We start from the raw sequence: 24781 nt of genomic DNA on the forward strand, positions 1-24781 counted from the left end.
AAGACACGTGTATATTAGTAACTATTACTTTGATTTAGCACGAGGACGTGAGCACTATCAAACAAATGATTATAAAAAGGCGAGTAAAAATAGATGGTTAATTGAGCGTCGACATGCAGATAAAGTAAGAAATCATAGTTTACGTCGCAGCCGTTACAGAGGGTTAGAAAGAACATCCATTCACTCTCTTCTATCAACAATAGCTTGTAATGTAAAACGTATGAGTAAATTAATTACTCAAAAACGACAACGGGAGAAGTCTGCCCTTTTACAAGAATCATAGGAATAAAAAGGAGAAAACCCTCATTTATCTCTTGAATTTACCCCTTTTAACATAGAATATCCCTTATAAACACCCGGAAAATGTAAAAATCACCTAAAGAACACATTTAAACGTGCCTTTTTCGGAGGTCTCCCTTGCGGTGTGCCGTTGTCTGTTTTGTATTTCTTACCTTTCTCCATATATCCACCTTTAAGAAACCTACCAATTATTCTTAGTAGGTTAGGGTCAGAGATTCGTAGTTTTAAGAACTCCATCATCCATGTGTGGTCAACGTTGTCGAAGAATCCTTTGATATCTACATCTACTATATAATTTACTGACTTCTTTTCAATGTAATAATTCAGTATTTTCAAAGCATCGTGGCAATTACGATTTGGACGGAATCCAAAGGAGCAATCAAGAAAGTCATTTTCATAGATGGTATTTAGTATCTTTGTAATGCCTTTTTGAACAATTTTATCTTCATGTTCCGGTATCCCCAAAGGTCTTTTCTTGTTTGAATTGAGTTTTGGGATATACATTCTTCTTACTGGAACAGGTCGATAACTTTTGCTTTTAAGCCTACTTACTAAATCCTTTATGTTTTCTTCCATGTTTTCGCTGTATTGTTCTTTAGTCGTTCCATTAACACCAGTCGCCTTTTTATTAGGTAGTTCATGATGACACTGTGTTAGCGTTTGCTCATTTAATAAGTGTGCAAGTGATGTGAATTTCAATTTAGTATCAGATTTTGCTAATTCTGCTATCCTTAGTAGTTTTGTTTCCATTTATTATCCCTACCTCTGTGTGTAGTAAATGTGTCCCTAGTAAGGGTGATAACTGGTAGCTAGCCTTTCCTCCATCGGCATTACCCAACTTCATTGGTACTACGCTGCTATCCGACTCCCTACATCGGCATTTGGTTTCCTTGCTTATTATCGCTTGTAGACCATACTCTTCTATAAAGTAGAAAAGACCGGTAGGGTCTCCCGAGTTGCCGTATCATATCAATGTGTAACGTCCCAAGGTCTCTGACTCCAGAGAGGTTTCATCCTTCTAGCCTTTGACGAAGGATAAAATGTTGCTTTCTGCACGCAGGTAAGGCATCAGCCCTCTCGGTTTACTAACGTTTATGGAGCTCAATCCCTTCAGCCATTTGGCTTTCGGCCCGCCGTCGGGTAGAAAACAGGCGCGCGCATATGATAAAATCACGTTTCCTGTAGCCCCCCTACGATCCCGGACGGTCGGATTTCCCGAGTCCGGTTCTGACCTTGGTTAATCACCTACAGGTCTTCCCATACAACCGCAGGATTAAATGTCGGTACACATATTCCCCCATCATTTGTAAGTTTACTTGTAAGCTAGTTTAAACATACTTAATAGCTCAGAGTCTATTATGCTTAAACATTCCAAGTGCCCAGAGGTCCTTCGCTCCATCATAGGTGTTACCTTAATAGAAGTGTAATTTCCTTACACTTAAGAAGGCATTACCCTTCTCTCGTTGCTACTACGACCTCATGCGCCAGTCCTAAATCTTCCTACCAATTTCTATTAGCCTCTTATATGATAGGTCTTTATTGGTTTGTACCATTCAAATTTGAAGTAGGACCTTCCCGTCGTTATCTCTGAGAATCTTTCCCTAGATGCTAGAACCCGTGCCCCGGCTGCCCTTACGGTGCTTTTGACCGTTTCTTCCCGTAAGGAATCGGTCTTCCCCCGTTAGATAAAGGTCGACGCTAAGCAAATCATCCCTCGAAACAGTTTCTTGGAGGGGCGTAGATTTCGGGACTGCAGTATTCGTTAATTCCTTCTGGCCTCTAGGTTTGCTCGCCACACAGACTGTTCCGACCTTATTCTCTCAGTGTAGAATAGGCCGCCGTGACTTTTACTTCCAAGCAGAACGTAGTTTGTTACCTCCCCACGCATTGGATATGCTAGTCATCCGAATTCGGCCAATTGATGACAGGAGACTTTCACTCCATGAGATTCTCAGCCTTGACGGCTGCTCCACCTAACTGTCTACGCTTAAAGACTAGAGTTACCTATAGTCCTCCAAGACTCGCTACGAGCGAATGGCTAGTTCTTACTCGACGGGAATCCCACCCGCTATATGACACGACCTATGCTCGGCCGCACACCTGCAACGTTACTAAAATAAGAAAAAGCGATCCTTCCTTATTGAAGCATCGCACCTGTTAGTTGAACAAACATATCCTATCTTGCCTATTAATTAAAAACTTTTTGAATTTCCGACCGAAACTTCTCAGTTCTTGTACAGGCATCAAGGGTCAACTTTAGAAGCTCGAGTGTTACTTCTTCTGATTTTACAAGACCTTCAAAACGTAAGTCCTTAATCCACTCCCAGATATCTTCAAGTTTTCTCTTTAAGAAATAAAATTCAAAGGCATCAAAATCAGGAGTCTCATAATTCATAAATTTCCTATATTCATATAAGAATTGTCCGGCATATGGCTCTGTTATGATAAGGATTAGGTCTTGTTCTTGCGGAGCAAGTTTTACACATTCCCAATCAATAAGCATAAGGTTTTGCCCCTGCATAAGATTCCAATTATGAGCATCGGCGTGAGACAAAACAAACTGTTGAGATTTGCTTTTCAAAGTATTTGATAAATACCTCATCCTCTTAATCTTTTCTAATAAAGTGCCAGTATAAGGCTTTACAATGTCTAAAACGATATCGTTTGTTTTAGACAAATCGTTATGAATAAAAGAAGATAGGTATTCGCAGAAATCAATATCAAAACTTTCCTTTACTTGTTGCTTTTTTAATTCATTAGGGATATTTGAAGTGCTTTTATGAAGTATTCCCAGAATCTTAGCCAGTTCATTTACCTGATTTGAACTTAGCTGCTTCTCACCAATTGTAGTTCCTTCTAAATGCTCTGAAAGCAAATACACGTACTGTTCGTCTTCACATTTACTACTTTGTGAACTCGTATAGATTGTATTGACGAGATGCTTTTGTAAATCAGTATGGTTATGCAACCATTTTACTAAAGGGGTATATCTGTCGATTGCATTAATCCACGGAGAGATGGAAGGCTTTTTTTTGTTATACACTTTTAAAAAATACTTTCCCCTTATATCTTCTACGAAAAAAGCTAAAGCCGACCATCCCCCTGGACGCTGTTCTATTGAAGTTGCTTCAATTCCATAGTTATTTTTTAAAATAGCAGAAATACGATTATTCATCTCCATAAGATCTTCTTTCCTTATTAAATTTTTTATCATCAGGATGTATTCTCTTAATAATGTATAATTCCTTCTTTAACTAATCTTCTTCGTTCGTTCAATAATCCGCCCCAGTGAAGGTGTACCATTATGATTTGAATGATTAATAGTAGAATTTAGTTAATGTTGATAAGGATCAGTAAAAGAGGATAAATTCCCTACATTGTCGAATTAAGCATATGTAGATGAAAGCGGGGGGATTATTGTGGAAACAGTGAAACATGAATTAGCTACTAGTTGGACTCTTATTGCACATCCATCTTATAAGCTTTATTCAAATAAAAAGAGTTATGTAGTAGTTGACCCAGATAACTCGATCATTCTAAATTTTACTATCGATAACACTGAAGTGGATTTCAAACATGCGACTTGGGAAGCAGCCTTCAAAGTAAGAATTGATACAAGAACTATTACAATTACTTCTGAACCTGAGACATTTGACGATGATGAAGAAGAGGACGAAGATTAATTATTTTTTATGCACCCTTATTGGGTGCTTATTCTTATGGTTCAACAATAGGCAAAAATAAAGGTAAACCGAACCTGTTAGTCAAAATTAGTCAAACATAAAACTTACAAAACCTATACCCCCTCACCGCCATTGACATGACCGTATTTTTTCGAAGCACATAAAAAAAGAACCTTCTCATCAGGGGAATGATAAGAAGGTTCAGTAGAAAAATATAGAACATCAACCAAACATTTGTTCGCTTAATGTTATTTTAATTTATTTATTTCGATAAGTCAAGTATTCCTTACTGTACAAAATCATTTAAGCTTTCTTCTACTTTTCACTATCAAATCTTGCCTGTCTAGTCTAACTGTGATTATTCTCATAACTGTAATCCAAAAGTGATAACTCCTTTTTTTACAATCGCAAGTATAGTTTCAATATATTTTTTCACAAACAAGATTATTATAACTAAGGTACAAATATGCACAGGCTAGTTCAAACGCGTTCAAGCTTTTTAAATGGTTTGGGAGGCAATTCAACACGGATGGTATCACCTGGTTTCACTTCTCCACTCTGTAATATGACTCCCATTATTCCTGCTTTTCTTATTAGATTTCCGTCTGAATCCCTATCCAAAACGGCCTTTAATAGACCAGGTTTAAAATGATCAATTTGAGCACAAGGATTACGTAAGCCTGTTACCTTAATAATTGCAGACACACCTATACATAAGATCGTGTCAGTAGGTAATTCAAGAAGATTTATCCCGACAGTTGTAATATTTTCCCCCAATTGTCCAGGTTTAATGTTAAAACGGTCTGCTAACTCTTCGAATAACTCATTTTGAATTAAATGCACTTGCCTTAGGTTCGGTTGATTTGGATTTTGTGCCACTCTCGAGCGATGTTTAACCGTTGAACCAAAATGTGCATCACCTTCAACCCCTAAACCCTTCACTAACTTTATATTCTCTTGATTCTCTTTACTAAACGTATGCACCTGACTTAAACTAACCGCTATGACTGTACCTAAAATTGAACTTTCTTTTTTTTCATCAAACATTCAATCCTCACAGCCTTCCTTCTTTTAAACTCGATGTTTGTTCACATTCAATAAAGGTTTGATTATTCCTTTTTTCATTAACCTTGACCGTTCAATCAACAAGTACCCAAAAATTGAATGGATACTTTACAATATTCGTTTACATACTGCCAACTATCAAAAGTACACCAAAGAGCCAAACCCGGTAATACTAAGGGTTTGGCTTTTGTCCATTTCTTATCGTTGATTGATTGCGGTATTTCATCTTATTATGTTTTTTAGTAGACGCGTTCCTAAAGAAACGCGTCTTAAAGTTTAAGATGATTCTTGTTATTCTTTTTTCTAACAATAAGACCAGCAAATAAAAAACATCCTAATCCTATCATTTTCATTATGATATGTCCTATATTTCCCAAATCATCAATGGTTAAGGAAAATAAAAAAGCCCCAATTAAAATAAAGAGAATTGCAAAGAACCATCTCAAATGATTAGATCCTCCCTCTACATAGAAAGAATACAGGCTGTTTTAATAATCGAACATTGTTTCCTTGTTTAACATCTATTAGATAGTTTCGATTATTTGTATGCTCAATACTCCATTTAAAGGACACCTAAAAGGCGTCCTCATTCATACTTTTGTTCCTCAGTTCGGCAATATTTTCGGACTATTTATACCTATTGTAAAAAATATAAGATGAGATCGTTAAAATTAAGAGCGAAGTGACAAGTATAACCATTAAACTAATAAATTTATAAAGTCCGGGTAAAAATGAAATGAATATCATACATATTCCACCAAGGACAAACACCTTTCCACCTAATTGATGTGTTTTTGTCCATGTTTTTTCATTTGCCAATGTCCATGGTGTACGAATCCCTGCAAAATAATTATGTTTAATACGAGGCATGTAATTCCCCAGAATGATATAGAGAAACCCGATTGCTATGAGGATCGCGAATGAAATATCAATGGCCAAACCTAAGTTATAGCCTATCGTTACGAGATGAATGACAAAAAAGAATACGATGAACAAATTCACAAAAATATTGTAGGTACCTGAAAATTTTTTATAGTTCTCTTTTTTAGGATCAATCTTCGGCATTAAGGTAAGCAAAGCAAACAGAACAATCATTAAAAGCGGACCAAAGAAGACTGCGTATGATTTGTTCCAAAACTGATCGGCCTCCCCGTTAATATTCCAATGCATAGCCACTTGATCTGGCAAATAAGGGAGGGCAATTACACCTATTACAAAACTTACGGCAATAAGAAGAAAACTGAGTAAATACCTTTTCATTATTTCTCCTCCTTATCAATAAAATTGAAATACCAGCTCATTAATTCATGAAAAACCGTTGTATTTAATGAATAATAAATATGCTGTCCCCTTCTTTCATCCTCAATTAATGAAGCATGCTTTAATATTTTCAGATGATGGGAAACACTTGGCTTTTGCATACTAAAATGAGAGGCTATTTCTCCAGCGGTTAGTTCGTCTTCCTTCAACAATGTTAAGATTTGTCTTCGAGTTGGATCGGATAATGCTTTGAAAGCTTCATTAAGAGACATTTTGTCACCTCTAATCATGATTCTTATGTGAGGATTAAGTTAGATATTTAGATAAATGTCTAAATATCTAATTCCATTTTATGTAGATTTTTATAAAAAGTCAATGTTTTGCAGCGGAAATAGTAAGAAAAGTTCAGCAACAGAAATATTATGTTGATTATAGAGTGCTCATTATTAAAGTCAGTACAAAGAACCCAAAATGAAAAGTTAAAAAACAAAAAAAGGAGGCTAAGTAACCTTTTCGATTTCTCAGCCTCCAAAAATAGCTTTCATTTCATTTTGCATCTTATCGCGCGCCGACAGTCCCCTTGGCTTTTGCTAAATGTTCGCTAAATTTACCAATTAGAATAACTAAAATAGCTAGGATAATCGGGATCGCAAGGTGAAGGCTGTGATTGATTCCCTCCAGGACATGTCCGACAGCCTTATCTTTTAATATCATTTCACCAGCAGTATAACCTAATAATCCGGCTCCAATTATAATAATAATAGGGAATTTCTCCATAATTGCCATTAAGAGCTGGCTTCCCCAAATAATTAATGGAATGCTGATAACTAAACCAAGTATAATCAACAAAATGTTTCCGTTCGCTGCACCTGCTACAGCAACAACGTTATCCAAACTCATGACCAAATCCGCAATAATAATCGTTTTAATAGCTCCCATAAGATTTGAGTTCGCTGTTATGTCTCCCTCTTCTTCACCTTTTAATAGCTTTACTGCAATCCACAGCAGCAATAATCCGCCTATAAAATTTAAGTATGGAATCATCAATAAATAGACAGCCGCAAATGTTAAAACTACCCTTAACGCAATAGCTCCAAAAGTACCGAAAAACACTGCTTTCTTTTTATATTGTTCCGGTAAATTACGACAAGCTAACGCAATGACAACTGCGTTATCTCCACTTAAAACAATATTGATGAGAAGGATTTCTAAAAGATTAAGTATAAATGCACTGCCGTCCACTTGAAAACCACCTTTATTCTTTTCAATTTTCTCCATTTATCTACTTGCTATTTCTGATGTAGAAATGGAAGTATACTTTAATTGTATAATAATTCAGTAGGTTAATAAAGTATCTGAGAGTAATCGTATACGTGTCTTTTATATATGGTAGAATTCGCCCATCTGGATGCTGCTTACAATTTCCTATTTTTTGATAAACATCCATGAAAACCCTTACAAAACATTTGACAAACGCTTACATTCTGAATAGAATGAAAATTGACTTAGTTTGTTGAGTATACTTACTATCTAAGGGGGTAAATCAATGGGCAGAAAAGTGGTTTGGCCAAAGTTTTTCCTGGTCATCGTTTGTTTTACCGTAATAGTCTGGTCTTCTGGTTGTTCTCAAAGTTCGAGCGGGGAATCATCAGACAATAAACTGACTATTTGGTTATGGCCTGGAATGGGAATTGAAGATCAAATTCAGCAATATGCAAAAGAAAATGGGATTGAAATAGAGATTCAACTTGCTGAATTTAATGACGTGCACAATAATTTAACAACTGCATTGGCTGCAGGAAGCGGAGCACCGGATGTCGCGGCAATTGAAGTAAAAGGGATTGCGAAGTATTTGGATTATCCGGAACATTTTTATAACTTACTAGATTTTAAGGCCGATGAAGTAAGCGGCGATTATTTCGATTGGAAATGGAAGCAAGCAATGACGCCGGACGGTGAAGCAGTGATCGGCCTGCCGACAGACATTGGGCCGCAAGCGATGGCTTATCGAACGGATGTGTTTGAGGAAGCAGGATTGCCTACTGATAGAGAAGAGGTAGCGCAGCTGATTCAAACGTGGGATGACTACCTTGAGATAGGTGAACAAATTAAAGAAAAGACAGGCAAATCAATGATTGATAATGCAAGTGCGTTGTATTCTGTCATTGAAGGCCAGGGCAAAGAAAAGTATTACAATGAAAATGGACAAGTCATTGTCAGCAAAAATCCCCAACTTAAAAAAGCGTATGACTACACTATGCAACTCATTGAAAGGGATCTTTCAGCAAGTTTCGATGGCGGGTCTACGGAATGGGGCACAGGTTTGACGAACGGCGACTTTGCAACAGTCATGATGCCTGCATGGCAGATGGTGTCTGTGAAAGCAAATGCACCAGATGCTGAGGGGAAATGGGATCTAACCCAAATACCAGAAGGTTCAGGAAATCAAGGAGGATCATTTCTCACGATCCCCAAACAATCCGATAATCCTGAAGAAGCGTATAAGTTAATTAAGTGGTTGCTCTCACCGGAGCAGCAGCAGGTCACGTTTGAAGAAAAAGGAAACTTTCCTTCTACCCCTGAAACCTATGAATCTGAAGCTCTTCAAAATTTCACTGATGATTACTTTAACGGCGCTCCTGTAGGTAAAATCTATGCTGAAGCTGCCGAAAGAGTAAAACCGGTTATCGAGGGCAAAAATTCAATTAATATTGAGAAAATCATGACAGATGCCGTTGTAAGGGTTGAAGATGGGCTTCAGCATCCTGAAGAAAGCTGGGAACGAGCGATGGATAAGCTGAAGAGGTATGAAGAGCTCGACAATTAATTCTATTATTCACAGAATTTTTCATTGAAGAAAGGGTGGAGGATAGTATGAGTGTCAACATTGATTTGGACAAGAATCGAAAACAAATCGCTCACCAGAAAAAGAGCAGAGGGCAATTATCCCAGCGAACAAAGGATCATATATCCGGTTATCTTTATATTTCCCCGTTTTTTATTCTATTTGGAGTTTTTGGGGTTTTCCCTCTCATATATACTGCCTTTATTTCATTTCATGATTGGAATATCCTTGGCGGTAAAGAGTTTATCGGAATCGATAACTATGCTGTTTTATTTTCCGATCCGGTTTTTTGGATTTCCATTCGAAATACGTTTAGTATTTGGATCCTTTCGACATTGCCTCAATTATTTTTAGCGTTAGTGCTGGCGTTTATTTTAAACCAAGCATTTTTAAAAGGAAAAGAATTTTTCCGGCTTTCCATCTTTTTGCCTAACATTACTTCCATTGTTGCGGTAGCCATTATCTTTTCTTCGATTTTTGGTGAGCAATATGGCATTCTCAACTACTTGCTCTCCTTAATAGGAATAGAACCGATCAATTGGAAAGGATCAACACTTGCTACTCATCTTGCGATTGCTTCAATGGTAATGTGGAGATGGACAGGCTATAATGCCATCATCTATTTGGCGGCTCTGCAAAGTATCTCAAAGGATTTATATGAAGCAGCAACGATTGACGGAGCAAGCAAAACACAGCAATTCTTTCATATAACGATCCCAATGATCCGGCCAATGATCATCTTTACCGTTATCTTATCAACCATTGGCGGTTTGCAAATTTTTGCAGAACCACTAATGTTTTCTGGATTGGGCGGCGGTGCTATGGAGCAAGGGCTGACGATTACTCTTTACCTTTATGAAGAGGCCTTTGTCAGGGATTCATTTGGGTATGCATCATCGATCGCATGGGTGTTGTTCTTAATTATCGTCCTGTTCTCTTTATTTAATTTATTCTTAACAAACAGAATAAAATCTGCAGACTAGGAGGAAAAGAAGCTATGAAAGAGGTTGGTGTATCAAAATTTTCGATTGGCAGACAAATAACCTATGGTTTCTTAATCATCATTACCGCTTTATCTATATTTCCGTTTTATTGGATGTTTGTTATAGGCTCAAACCAAACTTCTGCAGTTAATAGCTTTCCGCCAAAGATGATCCCTGGTGCTGATTTTTTTGAAAATGCAGCAAAAGTCTTTAATAATATTGACTTCTTAGCTGCCATATTCAATTCAGTTATTACTTCAACTGCGATTACGGTTTCGGTGCTATTCTTTTGCTCGCTTGCAGGATTCGCTTTTGCGAAATTGCATTTTAAGGGTCGAAACTACCTGTTTATCTTTGTTATAGCGACAATGATGGTCCCTACTCAATTAGGGCTTATTCCATCCTATATGATTGTCAGTAAATTAGGCTGGATTAACTCCTTAAACGCCGTTATCGTTCCGGGGATGGTTAATGCATTCGGTGTTTTCTGGATGAGGCAATACATATCATCGACGATTCCTGATGAATTGCTTGATGCAGGAAGAATCGACGGATGCTCGAATTTCCGTTTATTCTGGAATATAACGGTTCCCGCTATACGCCCTGCAATTGCAACATTAGGGTTAATCACCTTTATGAATGTTTGGAATGACTTCCTGTGGCCATTGGTTGTATTAAAAGACCGGAGCGTTCATACGATCCAAATCGCGCTCAGAACACTGAACAGCGCTTACTTTCAAGATTTTTCGATGATCTTAGCCGGCACATTCATGGCCACGATCCCAATATTAATCGTATTTTTGCTTTTCAGTAAGCATTTTATAGCGGGTCTTACTGAAGGATCTGTGAAGCATTAGGGAGAAATTTATTGTGCATCCACCAAGTTGATAAAACCACGCTAAGATAACTTTTGAATGAGAAAAGCCGATTTTTCCTATGTTAAGGAATCATCGGCTTTTCTAATGTTGGGTACCTCAAAGATACGCTTAAATAGGACATAGGCTGGAATTTCTCAGACTGCATGATTTTAATTCGGGTAAATGATTATGGAAGATGAGTTATAATCTTTATTGGAGTTGCTCCAACAAAACGCGAATATAAATACAAAAACCCCACCAGTAAAGTTTCAACGGCTATTTATTCATTATTTTGCGAATACATGATGACCAATTGTCTTTACTATGTCACGAGTGCGAATCCAATTATCAGTTGCAATGTCTGGGTTATAAAAATAAATAGAATTATTTAAATGATCTTTGCTCGTTAGTGCATCATCTACTGCCCGTCTTGACTCAGCAGATGCTGGCTTACTAATCTCTCCATTCTGAACAGGAGAAAAGGCATAGGTACCCCCTACTACTTGATTAATAACTTCTGTAACTGTATTTGGGAAGTTAGGAGATTCAACTCGATTCAATACAACAATCGCAACTGCTACTTTCCCCTCATATGATTCACCTTTTGCTTCAGCTTCCACTAAGCGGGCAAATAAGTCTTTCTCTTCATTTGAAAGGGTAACTGCTGGTTGCTTTTGTTCTGGTTCTTTCTTTTCATTTTCAGATTTTGATGTTTGTTTTGCTATTACTTCTATTTTATCTTGCACTTCCATTACAGGGTTTGATGGTTGCGCTGTTAATACTTCCGTTTTATCTTGCACTTCCATTACAGGGTTTGATGGTTGCGCTGCTAATACTTCCGTTTCATCTTGCACTTCCATTACAGGGTTTGATGGTTGCGCTGCTAATACTTCCATTTTATCTGGCATTTTCACTCCAGTTTTTGATGATTGTGCTGTTAATACTTCCATTTCATCTGGCATTTCTATTACAGGGTTTGATGTTTGCGCTGCTAATACTTCCGTTTCATCTGGCATTTCCATCATTTTTTTTATATTAATCCAATAGTTATGAAGATTATTTACATGGTTTAAGTCATCAGTAGATAAACTATATTGTTGTTCAATTATCCAAGGACTATCTTCTCTGATTTGGTTAAAAGCCTCGGCCTTACTATCTTTTAAAACGATAAATAAAAATGTAACTACACAAACTACAACTAATGTTTTCATATATGTAATATTCATAGGTGTTACCTCCGTATGATATTACTCTAGCATAGGCAATGACTTGTTTTACCGAACGATTCAGTTACATTTCTATTAGTTTGATGAATAATATTACAGATTAGGTACAATTATGACATTATTCCTATTTCAATGACATTTTTAGCCCGATATTTATCCATAAGAGGTATATTTTAGCATGTCTCGAGATTCATTATTTTTTAATAATTTTAGTTGTTTTTGTTTACCTTTACCTTACATGTTGAGGAGTAAATCTAAAAAACAGATGTAAAAAAGGAACACCTTAACAAAAAGGTAGTTCCTTTAGCAATGTAACTATATTTGGTTTATTATCAGCACAACCAGTAGTTAATAACTTAATATTCAAGCTCTTCTTGAGAAAGAAGGCTCAAAAATTACACACTTAGTAAAAGTTTTTAATATCGATTCTTCTATTTATAAATTTTCTTTAATTATATGGCCCTTAGGATTAACACGAATAGAATTTTAAAGAAAATGAATACAGGATATTGATTAAACTTTTATAAATGATAGTTGTTTTAAATCTACATCATGCCCTTTCCTGGTTATTTCCATAGATTTTTCTCAAACGATAAATAATAGATTTTATCCTTAGTCACACCAATTGATTTCAAGTTCATGGAATGAAGCAATCTTGAAGCTAAATAAGGGGAAGAAATTTGTAAAAAATCTCTTGCCATTTTGTTCGTTATTTCAGAGCCGAAAAGATAATAGTAGTCTCTCAATGCATCAAGATGAAAATTCTTTCCTTGATGGCTGCAATGTTTACAATGCCATTTTCCGTATTCTCTCACCATTGGACAGTGTTCACAAGAAGGACAAAAGATCCCTTTCTGTAATTCATCATAGTGAATCTCATATTGCTCGAGAACTGGCTGATCAAGAGGAGTATCTTGATCTCTTATACATTTAATCATCATTTTAATGTCTTTTTTCGTTAAACGCTCTTCTGGATATTGTTTTTCAAATTGAAGGAATTTTGTCGGAAGTAAATGACGGTGGATGATTTTCTGACCTAGATCTTGGTCTTCAGGAGATGTGCGAAGAAGGGCCTTTGGATGGCTAAAAACGACGAGGGATAGAATTGGTACGTTCGGAAACCGATTATTTCTTAGCCATTTTTCAAGCTGCATCTCTTGGCGGCTAATCTGAATCATTGGATTTTCCAGAACGGTCTCATTTCCATCAAGTGTTCGAATGAGCTGATGAAAGACCTGATCAAAACATATCGCACCTGCGATATGTTTCACCTCTAATATGAGAATATATTTTTGATCAGTGAATCAAGCTGAAAATAATTTGCGGAATCCTTAAGACGAAGATCATGGAGAATGTACGTATCTTTTTCAGAAAGAAAGCTTAATGGATAGTCAAGATAAGTTTCTCCTTTATAGCCTGCGAGCCTTTTGATAGATTTTCTTTCATAATATGATATTTTGAATGATTTGGAGGTGTGCGGCGAAGCAATGCTTTCAATTTTTGGACCGAAAGAGGGATTTCGCGTTTCTTAATGATCATCTCATCCCTCCAATCTGGATTTCCTACCTTCATTCGTTGTTTTCTTCTTAAAATCCTGCATAGATTAAAAGAAAATATAGTCCCGCTCACTAGGTATTTTGCAACTTTGGAGCGGAATTTTGCAACTTCCATTACTAATTTTGCAACTTTTTCATTTTTTCTAGTATTCACCGATCAATACCTGGATAGATCCAATTGCCCTCCATAGTAAAAATCATATTCCTTTGGATCGTAAGCGATAAATCCGCTTCCTGGTGTAAAGGTCAGTTCTCCAAAGTAGATTCGGTTAGAGGTTTGGTATAAATCCACCCGTACTAGCGGAAAATCTTTTGAGAGCGTTTTAGCAATAGCCGTCATCTCATTTAGCAGCAAAGGCTTCTCAAGTGGTTCCTCTGATGGTGGATAGAGCATTTGAACGGCTAATGGTTCCCAATCGGTTGTAAACAGATCCCTTTTATGCCCTCCAAACCTCTCGCTATCCACCTGGATAAATAATGGCTCACCATGAAAGCAAAAAAACTTGTAATCTTTTAAGTCTCGGCCTTCTTCACCAATATAGGTTTCGATGATGATTCTCCCTTTAAGCGGACGATAATTCGGCTCACCGCTTACGTCGTAGAAATTTGTCGTAAGCCAATTGTCGCATTTTTGCTGCAATGCCGCTAAATCGAGCTCCCGTTTATTTAAAACAACCTCGTTCCACCCTGAACCATGTGTGGCCTTCAACACAAATTTCTCTGGCAGGCTGTCAAAGTTAATTCCCCCAAAGCCGGAATAAAGGCCCAAGAGAGGGATGACATGTTCGCTTCCAACTGAATGTTTGATGAATTCTCTTACCTCAAACTTGTCAACATAACGGGCAAATCGTTCTAACTTCCCATGAAGCTTCAGCCATTGAATTTTCTCTGATAATGTCTGAGGATTGTCAAAGGAACATGGATATCCATGATAGTGCTGAAAATAGAATTCAATAAATCGTGTCAAGCCATATTTTTTTAAATAGTCCTTTTTGGCGTCTAAGCTTCTAACATTGATCACTTTTTCCAAGACCCGCACCCCTTGGTTTATAAAATAAGGACACACATTCACTCGGCTGCCAAGCATAAGTCCAGGCAGCCAAAAGTTAGCATTGCTTTTTTCCTAGTTCGTTACTAGATATATACTCCCCTTATATGGGATATTCCTTTATGAAATATTCAACAAAATTTTTTCACTTGATCATCTATTTCAGTTTTGCTCTCTGTAACAATCTCTTGATACTATGATTTGCCTCATGTAACACCATTCTCTTATTAATCGTCTTTAAGTGACCGTTTTCCATCACAATTTCACCATTAATAATCGTTGTTTCCACATCGGCACGAGTTGCAGAGTAGACAATTCTTGAAATTGGATTTACGCCGTACGAGGGATATGTATGAAATTGATTCAAATTTAATATCGCTAAGTCAGCCTTTTTTCCAATCTCAATGCTGCCAATTTCCTTTTCCATGCCGACAGCTTTTGCCCCGCCGATCGTTGCCATTTTAAAAACTGTATGTGCATCCATTGCAGTCGGTCCGTGGACCGGTTTTTGTATAAGTGCTGCTAACCTCATTTCATTAAACATGTCTAGGTTGTTATTACATGGTGCTCCGTCAGCACCCAGGCTCAATGAAACTTGTTCCGTTAACATATATGGAGTTTCTGCTATACCAGATGCTAACTTCAAGTTGGAGCCGGGACAATGACTAACATGAACACCTCTTTCACGAATGATTTTCTTTTCTTCGTCATCTAACCATATACAATGAGCAAGAATAAGTTGGGGATTCGCCAGTCCTAAATGATCTAAATACACAATATTCCTCATTCCGGTTTCCTTTTGAACAATGTCAATCTCCCCAAGGTTTTCTGAAGCATGTGTATGAACCATTACATGATAATATTCTGATAGAGACCGGACTTCTTTAAGCAGCTTTTCCGTACAAGACACGACAAATCTAGGGGAAAACGCATATTTAATTCGGCCATTATCATAGTTGTGCCATTTTTCCAAGAGGTCGACACTTTCTTTAATAGAGATTTCCGTTTTTTCCTGTAATGGAAGAGGCACTTCATCACCCTTATCCATCATTACTTTCCCAGATAAGGCTCTAATTCCGCTTTCTGCAATTGCTTTAAAAGCATATTCCGTATGATGAACGGTCTCCATATCAACAATCGTTGTCGTTCCGCTTTGGATAAGCTCCCCAATCCCCAGCATAGCGGAATAATAGATCGACTCCTCATCATGTGCAGCCTCTAACGGCCAAATTCTCTTTTTTAGCCAGTCCATTAATTCCAGGTCATCACCTTGTCCGCGGAAGACCGTTTGGCATAGATGGATATGAGTTTGGACAAAGCCAGGGATAACTGTCTTTCCTTTTGCATCGATGATTTTATCTGGTTGCAGAACCTCTAGGTTAGGACCAATGTTCATAATGATATCGTCAACGATGTGAAGATCGCCTATCATGATTTCTTCATCTTTATTCATCGTCACAATTTCTGCATTTTTAATAAGTAGATTCATAACGTATCCCCCTATCACGCAATAACCTTGCCGCCAAAATAGACATGGGCATCTCCTTGCTCATTGAAAAATTGCGGAGATGAGATCGTAAATTCAATGGCCATGACAAATCAGGCAGTTGAACATTATATGATGTCTTTCTTTTCTAAATTCCTCTTAACTGATGCCAATTCCTCTTTCTGAGGGTCATCCCATTTCAATCACTTTCGTCAACTTTTATTGGATAAAAAAACCACGAAGAAAATACGCAAAAGAGCATATTTTCCTCGTAGCCAGAAATTTACGGTTTCTGTAGAGACCCTTAATCCGATTATTAAGGTTATACGAGAGGATGGAGAATAGTATTTACAATCCTAATCATAGTAGGCTTTAAAACTTGATACAACAACTTCGTTAGATTTTCTCCCTAATGATTTAACATAGCCATAAATAACATGTAAACAATACGAACAACCTAATGGATTACCTTGAAGACTTCTCTTAAAATCATTGGTATACCGAGTTCATAAAAGGGGTGTTTAGCTTTGAAACAATATGTATTCACATTGGAAACCAGTGATTGGCAACGTGATCTTATCTTCAATGCAAACGGAATTGTCGATGCTGTTAACCAGCTAAAGCTGATCATGGACGCGATTGGTAACGAAGGAGAGTTTCAGATGAAAAGTGTTTACTATAAAGGGATTATTTGGAATCATTAATCGGCAAGAAAGCAATCTTGGATGTTTGTAAACAGAAAAGGGCTGAATCAACATCGATTCAACCCTTTTTGTTTCTCACTATAATCTTCGAGAAGGCTGTTCATTTCCCGGAGATCTAGCTTTGTTTATGGCGTTTATCATTCTTAAAGCAATGGTCTGACCCTATTTATACAGTAAATACTGCTCCCGAATCTTTTTAAATCGCTTGAGGTCATCTTGGTAGTTCTTCACGATGTCTGAAACAGAGGCTCCTTCTTGAATCATCTTTCTTATCCAGTCATTCCCGATCAAACGGCTAAAGTTGTTTGCTGCAAGAAATTCAAAGTCATCAGGGTAAAGATCATGGATCGTTTTGATGATGTGCAAGCCAGTCGGCACAGCCTTAAATGTGTCACGGTTCGTTACATAGATTTCCACCCCATGACTAAGTTTGCCCGCATGCTTTGAAAAAGCAGGTGTAAAGGAGGCTGCTCGGAATGTGACGCCAGGCAAGCCTAATGAATTTAATGTTTCAGCAAGCTCTGTACTGTTAATATAAGGGGCGCCAATTAATTCAAATGGCTTTGTTGTTCCCCTTCCTTCTGAAACATTGGTTCCTTCAATTAAGCCTGTTGCCGGATAAACGAAGGTTGTTGCCACAGTGGGCATGTTTGGCGATGGCAAGACAAATGGCAGCCCAGTCTCATCATAATCCATTGAACGCTTCCAGCCCTTCATTTTTACAACCTTTAGATCGGCGCCAATGTCAAATTCTTTGTTGAACAGCATGGCCAGCTCGCCCACGGTCATCCCATGCATGAGCGGAATCGGGTACAAGCCCACAAATGAAGAGAATTCAGGCTCAAGTACAGGCCCATCCACCGTAAGCCCACCTTGAGGGTTTGGCCGGTCAAGGACGATAAACGGAATATCATTCTCCTTCGCTGCTTCCATCGCATAGGCCATTGTGTAAATATACGTATAATAACGTGTGCCCACGTCCTGAATATCAAAGACTAGAACATCAACGTTTTCGAGCATTTCAGGTGTCGGCTTTCTTGTTTGACCATACAGGCTGTAAACAGGCAGGCCCGTCTTTTCATCGACGTAAAAGTCAACATATTCCCCAGCCTGCGCACTCCCGCGCACCCCATGCTCAGGTCCGTAAAGAGCTGTTAATTCAATGTCCGGATCCTCATGCAGCAAATCGACAATGCTTGTTACCTGTGAATCAATTCCAGTAGGATTTGTAATCAAACCAACTTTTTTTCCTTTCAACAATTCCTTCTGATCCCCTAAGAGCACCTCAATACCAGGGGTGACCTTTTGTTTTTTCTTCTCCTTCAAAGCAGATACATTTGCAGAGGGGACCATGCTTACGACCAACACGCCAATCATCATCAATAAAAGCAGTTTTTTCATAGTGACACTCCCTCCTAGTTTAATTGTCTGCAAGAATTTAAATGTAAGCCATGCCCAAACTCATATAAAGTCTCAGACGGATTCTTAACAGAATGGATATCTACCGGTAATTTCCCCTTCGGTTTTGCTTCTCCAAAGATGACTTCGATGCCCGCAGGAATATTTGGTTGTCCGTAACGCCCATTTGAATAGCCTTTAAATCCGTAAACGGCAAGCACAGCCTTTGCTTCTTCAAAGTTCGCAACATCGTATGGATTTCTTAAGCTCATTAACACGAATTTTTTGTTCTTTTCCTGGGCATCCTTCATCACGGCTCTTGGAAAGGCAGTTGCCCATTTGCTTGAGTCCTGAACACTGTCATCAATCACACCGTCATTTACGGCAGGGTCGTTTTTCACGACATAGGATCCGGTAATCACATAGTCTGCTTCATCAATGAGAGAACGAACATCATCGTCAAACGTTTTCCCTGAAAAGCTCAAGCCTGTTATCTTGACATTCTTCCATTTCTTTTTACCAGCGATTTCGTTAATGCTTCTTGTCATGGCTTCAACCTGATCAGCAAATGGAGCAAGGACTAAGATGTTACTGTCCATTTTCGGTTTAAAAGGCAGTGTTTTCTCTTCATTTTTTATAAGCGTTACTGCATCTTCTGCTATTTTTTCTTCAAGCTTTAAATGTTGTTTATTTCCAATTACCTGAAGCGCGTTGTCAATCTTTTCATTAAGCGGCGCCTCTTCAGACTCTTGCCCAGGCTTATAAACCCCTCGTTTGATTTTCAGCTCAAGGATTCGCTCAACCGATTGATTAACTTGCTCAAGCGGGATTTCCCCTGTTTCAATCGCTTCCTTCACAGCTTCAAATACAGATGCTAAATTTTCTTCCATTTCCAGAGAGGTAACTTGGGCTGGCATCAGCGCAATATCCACACCTGATTTTAAGGCTAAGACCACCGCTTCCTCTTGACCAAAATGATCCGCAATGGCTTTCATATTTAACGCATCCGTTACGACGACGCCACCAAAGCCCATTTCTTCCCGCAATAGACCTGTGATAACCTTTTTAGACAAAGTAGCCGGGACCATAATTTCCTGGCCGTCTTTTTTGCTGATATACGTTGTGTCATCAAAAGCCGGGAATTGAACATGGGCTGTCATCATCATATCGACACCAGCATCGATCGCCTTTTGAAACGGAACAAGTTCAACTGAACGAAGTCTCTCCTTCTCATATGGAACAAGCGGAAGTCCATAATGACTATCTACCGCGGTATCGCCATGGCCAGGGAAATGCTTGGTTGTTGCCGCAATATTTTGGTTTTGCAATCCTTTTATCGTTTGAATTCCAAGCTTTGAAACAAGCTCCGGATTTGAGCTGAAGGAGCGGACACCAATGACTGGATTCTCTGAGTTATTGTTGACATCAACAACCGGTCCGAAATTAACATTTATGCCTAACGCTGCTAATTCCTTTCCGATAATGTTTCCGGTCTGGTAGGCGTATTTTTCATTTCGAGTTGCTCCTACAGCCATGTTTCCAGGAAGGTTTGTGCCTGATTGCAGACGGGTTACAATGCCGCCCTCCTGATCGATCGTGATAAATAATGGAATGTCCTTGCTTGCATTTTGCAGACCATCAACAAGTCTAACTGTTTGCTCGGTGTTTACCACGTTTTCGGCGAATAAAATCACTCCGCCTAAATGATATTTTTCAATGATGCTTCCGACTTCATCATTCATTTCTGTAAAACCGGTTGCCTTGGTTTCGCCAGCCTTTTGCCAATTGCGAAAATCCGGCATTAGCATTTGCCCAACCTTCTCCTCAATCGACATCTCCTCAACAATTGATTTCACATCAGTTGCAGCCGTTTCTTCCGCAGATGTTTTCGCAGATGTACACCCTGTTATAGCTGTTAATGCCAAAGCTGCAGCCAGCCCAACCGATAACCACTTCTTTTTATTCAATGACATCCACCTCTCACTTTACTTATTTTTCTCTAACGCTTCATAAATGGCCGTTACAACACTTCCATAACTTCCTGTTTGAAAAAGATCCCCGATAAACTGGTTTGGATTACTTTCAGGATTGACAAGCGGTGAATGCTTCTTATTTGTAAGCAGGACTATGCCTAAATTGAATTCAGGATCAATGATGGTCACCGTTCCTGTCCAGCCTGTATGTCCGTAAGCGCTGTCACTTGCATGCGGACCAAACATCCATTCCATGCTGTCATTACGGTTTAGTCTCCAGCCAAGACCATAAGTAGGGTTCACCTTAGATGGTTCAGTGAATGTTTCAACGATGTCCTGATCGAAAAATGCATGGTCACCATATCCTCCGCCATTTAGCATCACTTGCAAAAGAACGGCTGTATCACTTGTTGTAGAAAAAAGACCCGCGTGTCCAGATACACCTTCCATTGAGTAAAACGCCTTTTCATCATGGACTTCCCCTTGAAGTGTGTATGTCCGTATATTAGGAAAGTCAATCAAGCCGTCCCTTGTATTTCCAAGCAGCTCCGTTGCAGCAAAATCCTTAGATTTATACCCTTTTTGCAGAGGATTAAACATCGTACGCTTCAATTTAAGCGGCTTATAGATTTCCTTTTCAACATAAGCATCTAATTGCTGTCCTGTGATTTCTTCGATAATGGCACCTAACAGCATATAATCGACATCACTGTAAATATTCTTTGTGCCTGGTTCATAGGTAAGCGGAGTATCGGATAAAAACTCAATCGTCTTTTCCCGCTCCTGTGAATATAATTCTTTGGCAACCTTCGGATTATGATATTGCGGATCAGGGGTAAATCCTGCTGTATGATGAAGCACATCAATAATGCGAAGTGTATCCTTGCCTTTAATCACATCGGTTTCTTTGTCCTTAAACTCAGGAATATATTGCTGAACCGGTGCATAAAGATCAAGCTTCCCTTCAGCAACTAATTTCTGCAAGGCAAAATTTGTCGCGTACATTTTCGTGTTTGATGCCAGGTCAAACATCGTATCATCCTTCATTTTAAGCGGCTTTCTCAACGGTGTATGCCCATCAAATTTTTGTTTGTAGCCGTAGCTTTCCTTTTTAACAATTTTCCCATCCTTGATGACGATCAAGGCGGCACCGGGAAATCCTGCAGCCACTTCTTTTTCAATTAACTGATCCACTTTTTCAAGCTTTTCAGCGGAAAAACCAACTGCCTCCGGCTTTGCAGCCTTTTCTAGAACCTGATAGTTACCATTTGTATCATGACTCAGGGCTGCAGGCGGATTTGACTTGGCCAACGCAGCTGAAGGCACGATCAAAATGAACGCAACAGCTGAACGAAGGACCCAGCGTATCCATTTTTGCATTGTTTCTCCCTCCCCTTTTTATGTATCCATCTCCTCTTTTAAAATATAATTTTAATTAAAATTTATATTTATTAAAATTATATTTTATAACCTTGATACTAGCACCGCTAATTTGGAAAAACAAGGTACTTTTGTCACACTTACATTTTTCTAAAAGGACTGTTTTACATTTATATTTGTTGGTTTTCCTCATTTTTATAAGCCATAATAATTGAATTTTTGTTCAGCAAAGACATTCCGAACACCAAATGGTAAAATAAGGGGGTTGCTTTCGTTTCTTCCTTCTCCTCATTCTGTCCAAAACGAATTTTACAATATCATTCTGAAAGGATGAATGTATGTGTCGATTCGATTTACTGACTTCACCTTAAAACCAGAGGATTTCTACACTTCAGAATTTAAAGAAAAGGCCTATTCCATCTATAAACATTTACGAAAAGAGGATCCTGTCCATCGAATGGTTACTCCAGAAGGTCGAGCCATGTGGCTCATATCTGGTTATCAGGATGCACATGAAATATTAAAGGACAATCGATTTATAAAAGACTCCCGAAAGGTGTTCAGTGTCGGCAATGCAGAAACCATTCCTCCAGAGGTCAGAAAGTTAAACGCAATGGGCTATAATATGTTAACAGCTGACCCGCCTGACCATACGCGATTGCGGAGGCTTGTCCAGCAGGCGTTTACACCAAAAATGATCAGCCAGTTGCAAGGGCGTGTGCAGCAAATTGCAGATGAACTTTTGCATGAGGTTCAAGCGAATGGAGAAATGGACCTAATCGATGATTATGCCTTCCCCCTTCCCATTATCGTCATTTCAGAAATGCTCGGTGTACCACGAGAAGATCGCAACAAGTTTCGAAAATGGTCAGATGCCCTCATTAATGGATCGAATCAATTGGAGGATTACCAGGAGAGGGTACTTCCGGCCATGAAAGCCTTTATGCACTACTTACACCTTTTACTTGATGAACATAGAAAAACCCCTAAGGACGACCTGATCGGCGCTTTGCTTTTAGCAGAAGAGCAAGACGACAAGCTGTCAGCGGAAGAGTTGTTTGGGATGATCATTCTTTTAATTATTGCAGGCCATGAAACAACGGTGAATGTAATAGGAAATGGCGTCCTTGCTTTACTCGAAAACCCGGACGAATATGAAAAGCTAAAAGCGAATCCAACGCTCATTCACACCGCCGTTGAAGAAATGCTGCGTTATTACAGTCCTGTGGAGGTTACGACTGCAAGATGGGCTGGAGAGGATCTCGAGTGGAAAGGACGTGCTTTTGCAAAAGGTGATTGGGTTGTTGTTTCTCTTGCTTCAGCGAATCGTGATGAGAAACAATTTGCTGACCCTGACCAGTTCAATATTTCGCGTGAGAAAAATCGCCATCTTGCATTTGGAACAGGCATTCACCACTGTGTCGGCGCACCGCTTGCAAGGCTTGAAGGAGCAATTGCAATCAATACGCTGCTGCAAAAATTGCCTGATTTAACGTTAAAAGAGGATCCAGCGTCATTGGAGTGGCGGGCAGCCTTTCTTATGCGGGGATTAAAGAGATTGCCTGTAACCTTTTAGTTTCATATTTGGTCTATAGACTCAAACCTCTCTGGCAGACCAAGATTGCGGTGAAGCCTATGGTTGACCTGGGCTGTTAGAATTTCGAACCATTGGTCAGTTTAGTGCGGTTCAAACTCTTCCCTTCCCCCAGTCTTAGTTTGCATGGGCACGCGTTCAGGCATGCCAGCCTCGCGGAAATGACGAACGATCGTTTGCACAACTCTTTACGAGGGGCTGTCTCAAAGGTGCCCCTCCCCTGCCTCTGCCAGTTTAACTTAGCCTTATAGCTCGCTCACCGGGGCATAATGGCTGTTCTGGTTGCCCAGGCTTGTTATTGTACTAGAGTCAATCGTGAGGATCTTAAGCAGCATTGAGCGGAAAAATTTAAAGCAGCCCTTGGGCTGCTTTTTTGAGTTTCGTTTATTTGGACTCGTTTGGTACGGAAGCATTTCCAAAATAGAATAGGAATCTATGAGATGCAGGCGATAGCCCGGACATTTCGATAAAAGATAAAGCAAATGACTCGCTTCACCCTTTTCTATCGATTTACATATAACGCATTTTCCGCAGATGAAGAAAATGGTTGATTAGTGCAATATTTTATTCGATATTCAGATGGAGTCAATCCAGTTTTTTCTACAAATATTCTGCTAAAATGGGAAGTGTGTTTAAAACCAGCTTCTAAGCCGACTTCTGATACTGATTTTTTTGGTTCAGTTTGCAAGAGTCTTTTTGCTCGATTTATTCGACATCCCATAAGATACTTGGCGATGGTTCCGCCAGTCATTTCCTTGAATATATGGGACATGTAATACTTACTTATATTGAGACTTTTTGCAATACTGTCCAATGTCACATTTTCGTGATAATGCTGCTCAATCCAGACGATGATCCTTCTCACATGCTGTGCCTTTTCGGATTCAACTTGAATCAACTTATTTAAGTGAGTCTGACTTAGTTCGTAAATTTCAAATAGCAGCTGGATCACTAATGTTTGCATTTTCGCCTCATAAAAACGGCTGTTTACTGTCATGTCATTGATCATAGATGTTTTCTTACTTTCTTCATACAAACTTGCAATTTGTTCGATCAACCTCTCCATGCGTAACAGCAAATCACTTGGTACATCTCGAAATAAGCAATTGTTAAACGTATTAAAAGGACTTAACAATTCAGGAAAATCAAGAACCTCCAAGTCTGATTGAAGCATTTCAGAAGAAAAATGAATCACGCTGCGCTCATAAGGTTCAGGCGGCAACGGATTCGCCCGATGAAGTGTTAATCCATTCATCAAGATCATATCCCCTGGTTGCAAATAGTAAACAGTATTATTGATTAAATAGTTGCAATTCCCTTTATGAAACATGTAAATTTCAAATTCCGTATGAGAATGAAAATCAAAATTATCTGATTCAGGATTGCCCTTGTTTCGGTAGTAAGCGAGATTACATGTTTTCAC

Annotated in this window: 22 protein-coding genes and 1 riboswitch; of the genes, 7 read left to right on the forward strand and 15 right to left on the reverse strand. The window is 38.7% G+C overall.

Translation table 11 applies throughout. The features are described 5' to 3' along the window. The coding region (locus tag WQ54_RS32410; protein WP_197089541.1) for a transposase at positions 1 to 283 on the forward strand (283 nt) is incomplete at its 5' end. A gap of 89 nt (positions 284 to 372) precedes the next feature. Here the strand turns inward: WQ54_RS32410 and WQ54_RS04590 are convergent. Both WQ54_RS04590 and WQ54_RS04595 read right to left on the reverse strand, forming a co-directional pair. After that, positions 373 to 1050 (reverse strand): reverse transcriptase domain-containing protein, encoded by a 678-nt coding sequence (locus tag WQ54_RS04590; RefSeq protein ID WP_046512795.1) that lies wholly within the window; start codon positions 1048 to 1050, stop codon positions 373 to 375. A 1438-nt stretch (positions 1051 to 2488) separates the two neighbouring features. After that, on the reverse strand, positions 2489 to 3514 hold the full coding sequence (locus tag WQ54_RS04595) for an aminoglycoside phosphotransferase family protein (protein WP_046512798.1): 1026 nt from the start codon (positions 3512 to 3514) through the stop codon (positions 2489 to 2491). A 205-nt stretch (positions 3515 to 3719) separates the two neighbouring features. Here WQ54_RS04595 and WQ54_RS04600 point away from each other — a divergent pair, with 205 nt between their 5' ends. Beyond that, positions 3720 to 3983: a hypothetical protein gene (locus WQ54_RS04600; protein ID WP_046512801.1), complete on the forward strand. Its 264-nt coding sequence runs from the start codon at positions 3720 to 3722 to the stop codon at positions 3981 to 3983. A gap of 480 nt (positions 3984 to 4463) precedes the next feature. On the opposite strand, the gene WQ54_RS04605 is transcribed toward WQ54_RS04600, so the two are convergent. The 4 genes from WQ54_RS04605 to WQ54_RS04620 all read right to left on the reverse strand — a co-directional run bounded on the left by WQ54_RS04605 (position 4464) and on the right by WQ54_RS04620 (position 7550). Further along, a complete protein-coding gene (locus WQ54_RS04605; protein WP_046512803.1) occupies positions 4464 to 5030 on the reverse strand; it encodes an MOSC domain-containing protein in 567 nt (188 codons plus the stop codon). A gap of 645 nt (positions 5031 to 5675) precedes the next feature. Further along, positions 5676 to 6308 carry an SdpI family protein gene (locus tag WQ54_RS04610; protein WP_046512806.1) on the reverse strand — a complete coding sequence of 211 codons (633 nt, stop codon included), beginning with the start codon at positions 6306 to 6308 and terminating at the stop codon, positions 5676 to 5678. Next, the gene (locus WQ54_RS04615; RefSeq protein ID WP_046512809.1) at positions 6308 to 6580 is read right to left on the reverse strand and encodes an autorepressor SdpR family transcription factor; all 273 of its coding nucleotides are present in this window, start codon (positions 6578 to 6580) and stop codon (positions 6308 to 6310) included. The genes WQ54_RS04610 and WQ54_RS04615 overlap by 1 nt, the downstream gene beginning before the upstream one ends. Before the next feature lie 286 nt (positions 6581 to 6866). Beyond that, positions 6867 to 7550 carry a TerC family protein gene (locus WQ54_RS04620; RefSeq protein ID WP_084821825.1) on the reverse strand — a complete coding sequence of 228 codons (684 nt, stop codon included), beginning with the start codon at positions 7548 to 7550 and terminating at the stop codon, positions 6867 to 6869. Positions 7551 to 7854: 304 nt separating this feature from the next. On the opposite strand from WQ54_RS04620, the gene WQ54_RS04625 reads away from it, so the two are divergent. The 3 genes from WQ54_RS04625 to WQ54_RS04635 are packed head-to-tail and all read left to right on the forward strand — an operon-like array spanning position 7855 to position 10993. Beyond that, positions 7855 to 9135, forward strand: coding sequence for an extracellular solute-binding protein (locus WQ54_RS04625; protein WP_046512814.1), 1281 nt, complete (start codon positions 7855 to 7857; stop codon positions 9133 to 9135). Positions 9136 to 9182: 47 nt separating this feature from the next. Continuing rightward, positions 9183 to 10136 carry a carbohydrate ABC transporter permease gene (locus WQ54_RS04630; RefSeq protein ID WP_084821826.1) on the forward strand — a complete coding sequence of 318 codons (954 nt, stop codon included), beginning with the start codon at positions 9183 to 9185 and terminating at the stop codon, positions 10134 to 10136. A 14-nt stretch (positions 10137 to 10150) separates the two neighbouring features. Next, positions 10151 to 10993, forward strand: a complete 843-nt coding sequence (locus WQ54_RS04635) for a carbohydrate ABC transporter permease (protein WP_046512817.1) — start codon at positions 10151 to 10153, stop codon at positions 10991 to 10993. Positions 10994 to 11280: 287 nt separating this feature from the next. Here the strand turns inward: WQ54_RS04635 and WQ54_RS32415 are convergent, their stop codons facing one another. The 5 genes from WQ54_RS32415 to WQ54_RS04655 all read right to left on the reverse strand — a co-directional run bounded on the left by WQ54_RS32415 (position 11281) and on the right by WQ54_RS04655 (position 16312). Further along, positions 11281 to 12219: a cell wall hydrolase gene (locus WQ54_RS32415; RefSeq protein ID WP_046512820.1), complete on the reverse strand. Its 939-nt coding sequence runs from the start codon at positions 12217 to 12219 to the stop codon at positions 11281 to 11283. Positions 12220 to 12785: 566 nt separating this feature from the next. After that, the gene (locus WQ54_RS31760) at positions 12786 to 13505 is read right to left on the reverse strand and encodes a nuclease-related domain-containing protein (RefSeq protein ID WP_084821827.1); all 720 of its coding nucleotides are present in this window, start codon (positions 13503 to 13505) and stop codon (positions 12786 to 12788) included. 94 nt (positions 13506 to 13599) lie between these two features. After that, entirely contained in the window at positions 13600 to 13929 is a 330-nt protein-coding gene (locus tag WQ54_RS31765) for a hypothetical protein (protein ID WP_052737658.1), read from the reverse strand. Positions 13930 to 13932: 3 nt separating this feature from the next. Continuing rightward, positions 13933 to 14796 carry an ATP-grasp fold amidoligase family protein gene (locus WQ54_RS04650; RefSeq protein WP_231597455.1) on the reverse strand — a complete coding sequence of 288 codons (864 nt, stop codon included), beginning with the start codon at positions 14794 to 14796 and terminating at the stop codon, positions 13933 to 13935. Between the two features lie 184 nt (positions 14797 to 14980). Next, positions 14981 to 16312, reverse strand: a complete 1332-nt coding sequence (locus WQ54_RS04655; RefSeq protein ID WP_046512823.1) for a 5'-deoxyadenosine deaminase — start codon at positions 16310 to 16312, stop codon at positions 14981 to 14983. A 249-nt stretch (positions 16313 to 16561) separates the two neighbouring features. Further along, a riboswitch (purine riboswitch) is annotated at positions 16562 to 16659 on the reverse strand. Positions 16660 to 16836: 177 nt separating this feature from the next. Between WQ54_RS04655 and WQ54_RS33395 the strand changes: the two genes are divergently transcribed. Continuing rightward, entirely contained in the window at positions 16837 to 17013 is a 177-nt protein-coding gene (locus WQ54_RS33395) for a hypothetical protein (RefSeq protein ID WP_156177708.1), read from the forward strand. 162 nt (positions 17014 to 17175) lie between these two features. Here WQ54_RS33395 and WQ54_RS04660 read toward each other — a convergent pair whose 3' ends face one another. From WQ54_RS04660 to pbp4b, 3 genes are all read right to left on the reverse strand, one after another. Then, positions 17176 to 18414: an exo-beta-N-acetylmuramidase NamZ domain-containing protein gene (locus tag WQ54_RS04660; protein WP_046512826.1), complete on the reverse strand. Its 1239-nt coding sequence runs from the start codon at positions 18412 to 18414 to the stop codon at positions 17176 to 17178. Positions 18415 to 18428: 14 nt separating this feature from the next. After that, the gene (locus WQ54_RS04665) at positions 18429 to 20321 is read right to left on the reverse strand and encodes a glycoside hydrolase family 3 protein (RefSeq protein ID WP_046513193.1); all 1893 of its coding nucleotides are present in this window, start codon (positions 20319 to 20321) and stop codon (positions 18429 to 18431) included. 75 nt (positions 20322 to 20396) lie between these two features. Next, complete coding sequence (gene pbp4b, locus WQ54_RS04670; protein ID WP_046512829.1) at positions 20397 to 21764, reverse strand: penicillin binding protein PBP4B; 1368 nt, start codon at positions 21762 to 21764, stop codon at positions 20397 to 20399. A gap of 340 nt (positions 21765 to 22104) precedes the next feature. On the opposite strand from pbp4b, the gene WQ54_RS04675 reads away from it, so the two are divergent. After that, on the forward strand, positions 22105 to 23340 hold the full coding sequence (locus WQ54_RS04675; protein ID WP_046512831.1) for a cytochrome P450: 1236 nt from the start codon (positions 22105 to 22107) through the stop codon (positions 23338 to 23340). Positions 23341 to 23860: 520 nt separating this feature from the next. On the opposite strand, the gene WQ54_RS04680 is transcribed toward WQ54_RS04675, so the two are convergent. Next, positions 23861 to 24781, reverse strand: a complete 921-nt coding sequence (locus WQ54_RS04680; protein ID WP_052737661.1) for an AraC family transcriptional regulator — start codon at positions 24779 to 24781, stop codon at positions 23861 to 23863.

Source organism: Bacillus sp. SA1-12, from assembly GCF_000981385.1.
Classification (GTDB): domain Bacteria; phylum Bacillota; class Bacilli; order Bacillales; family Bacillaceae; genus Metabacillus.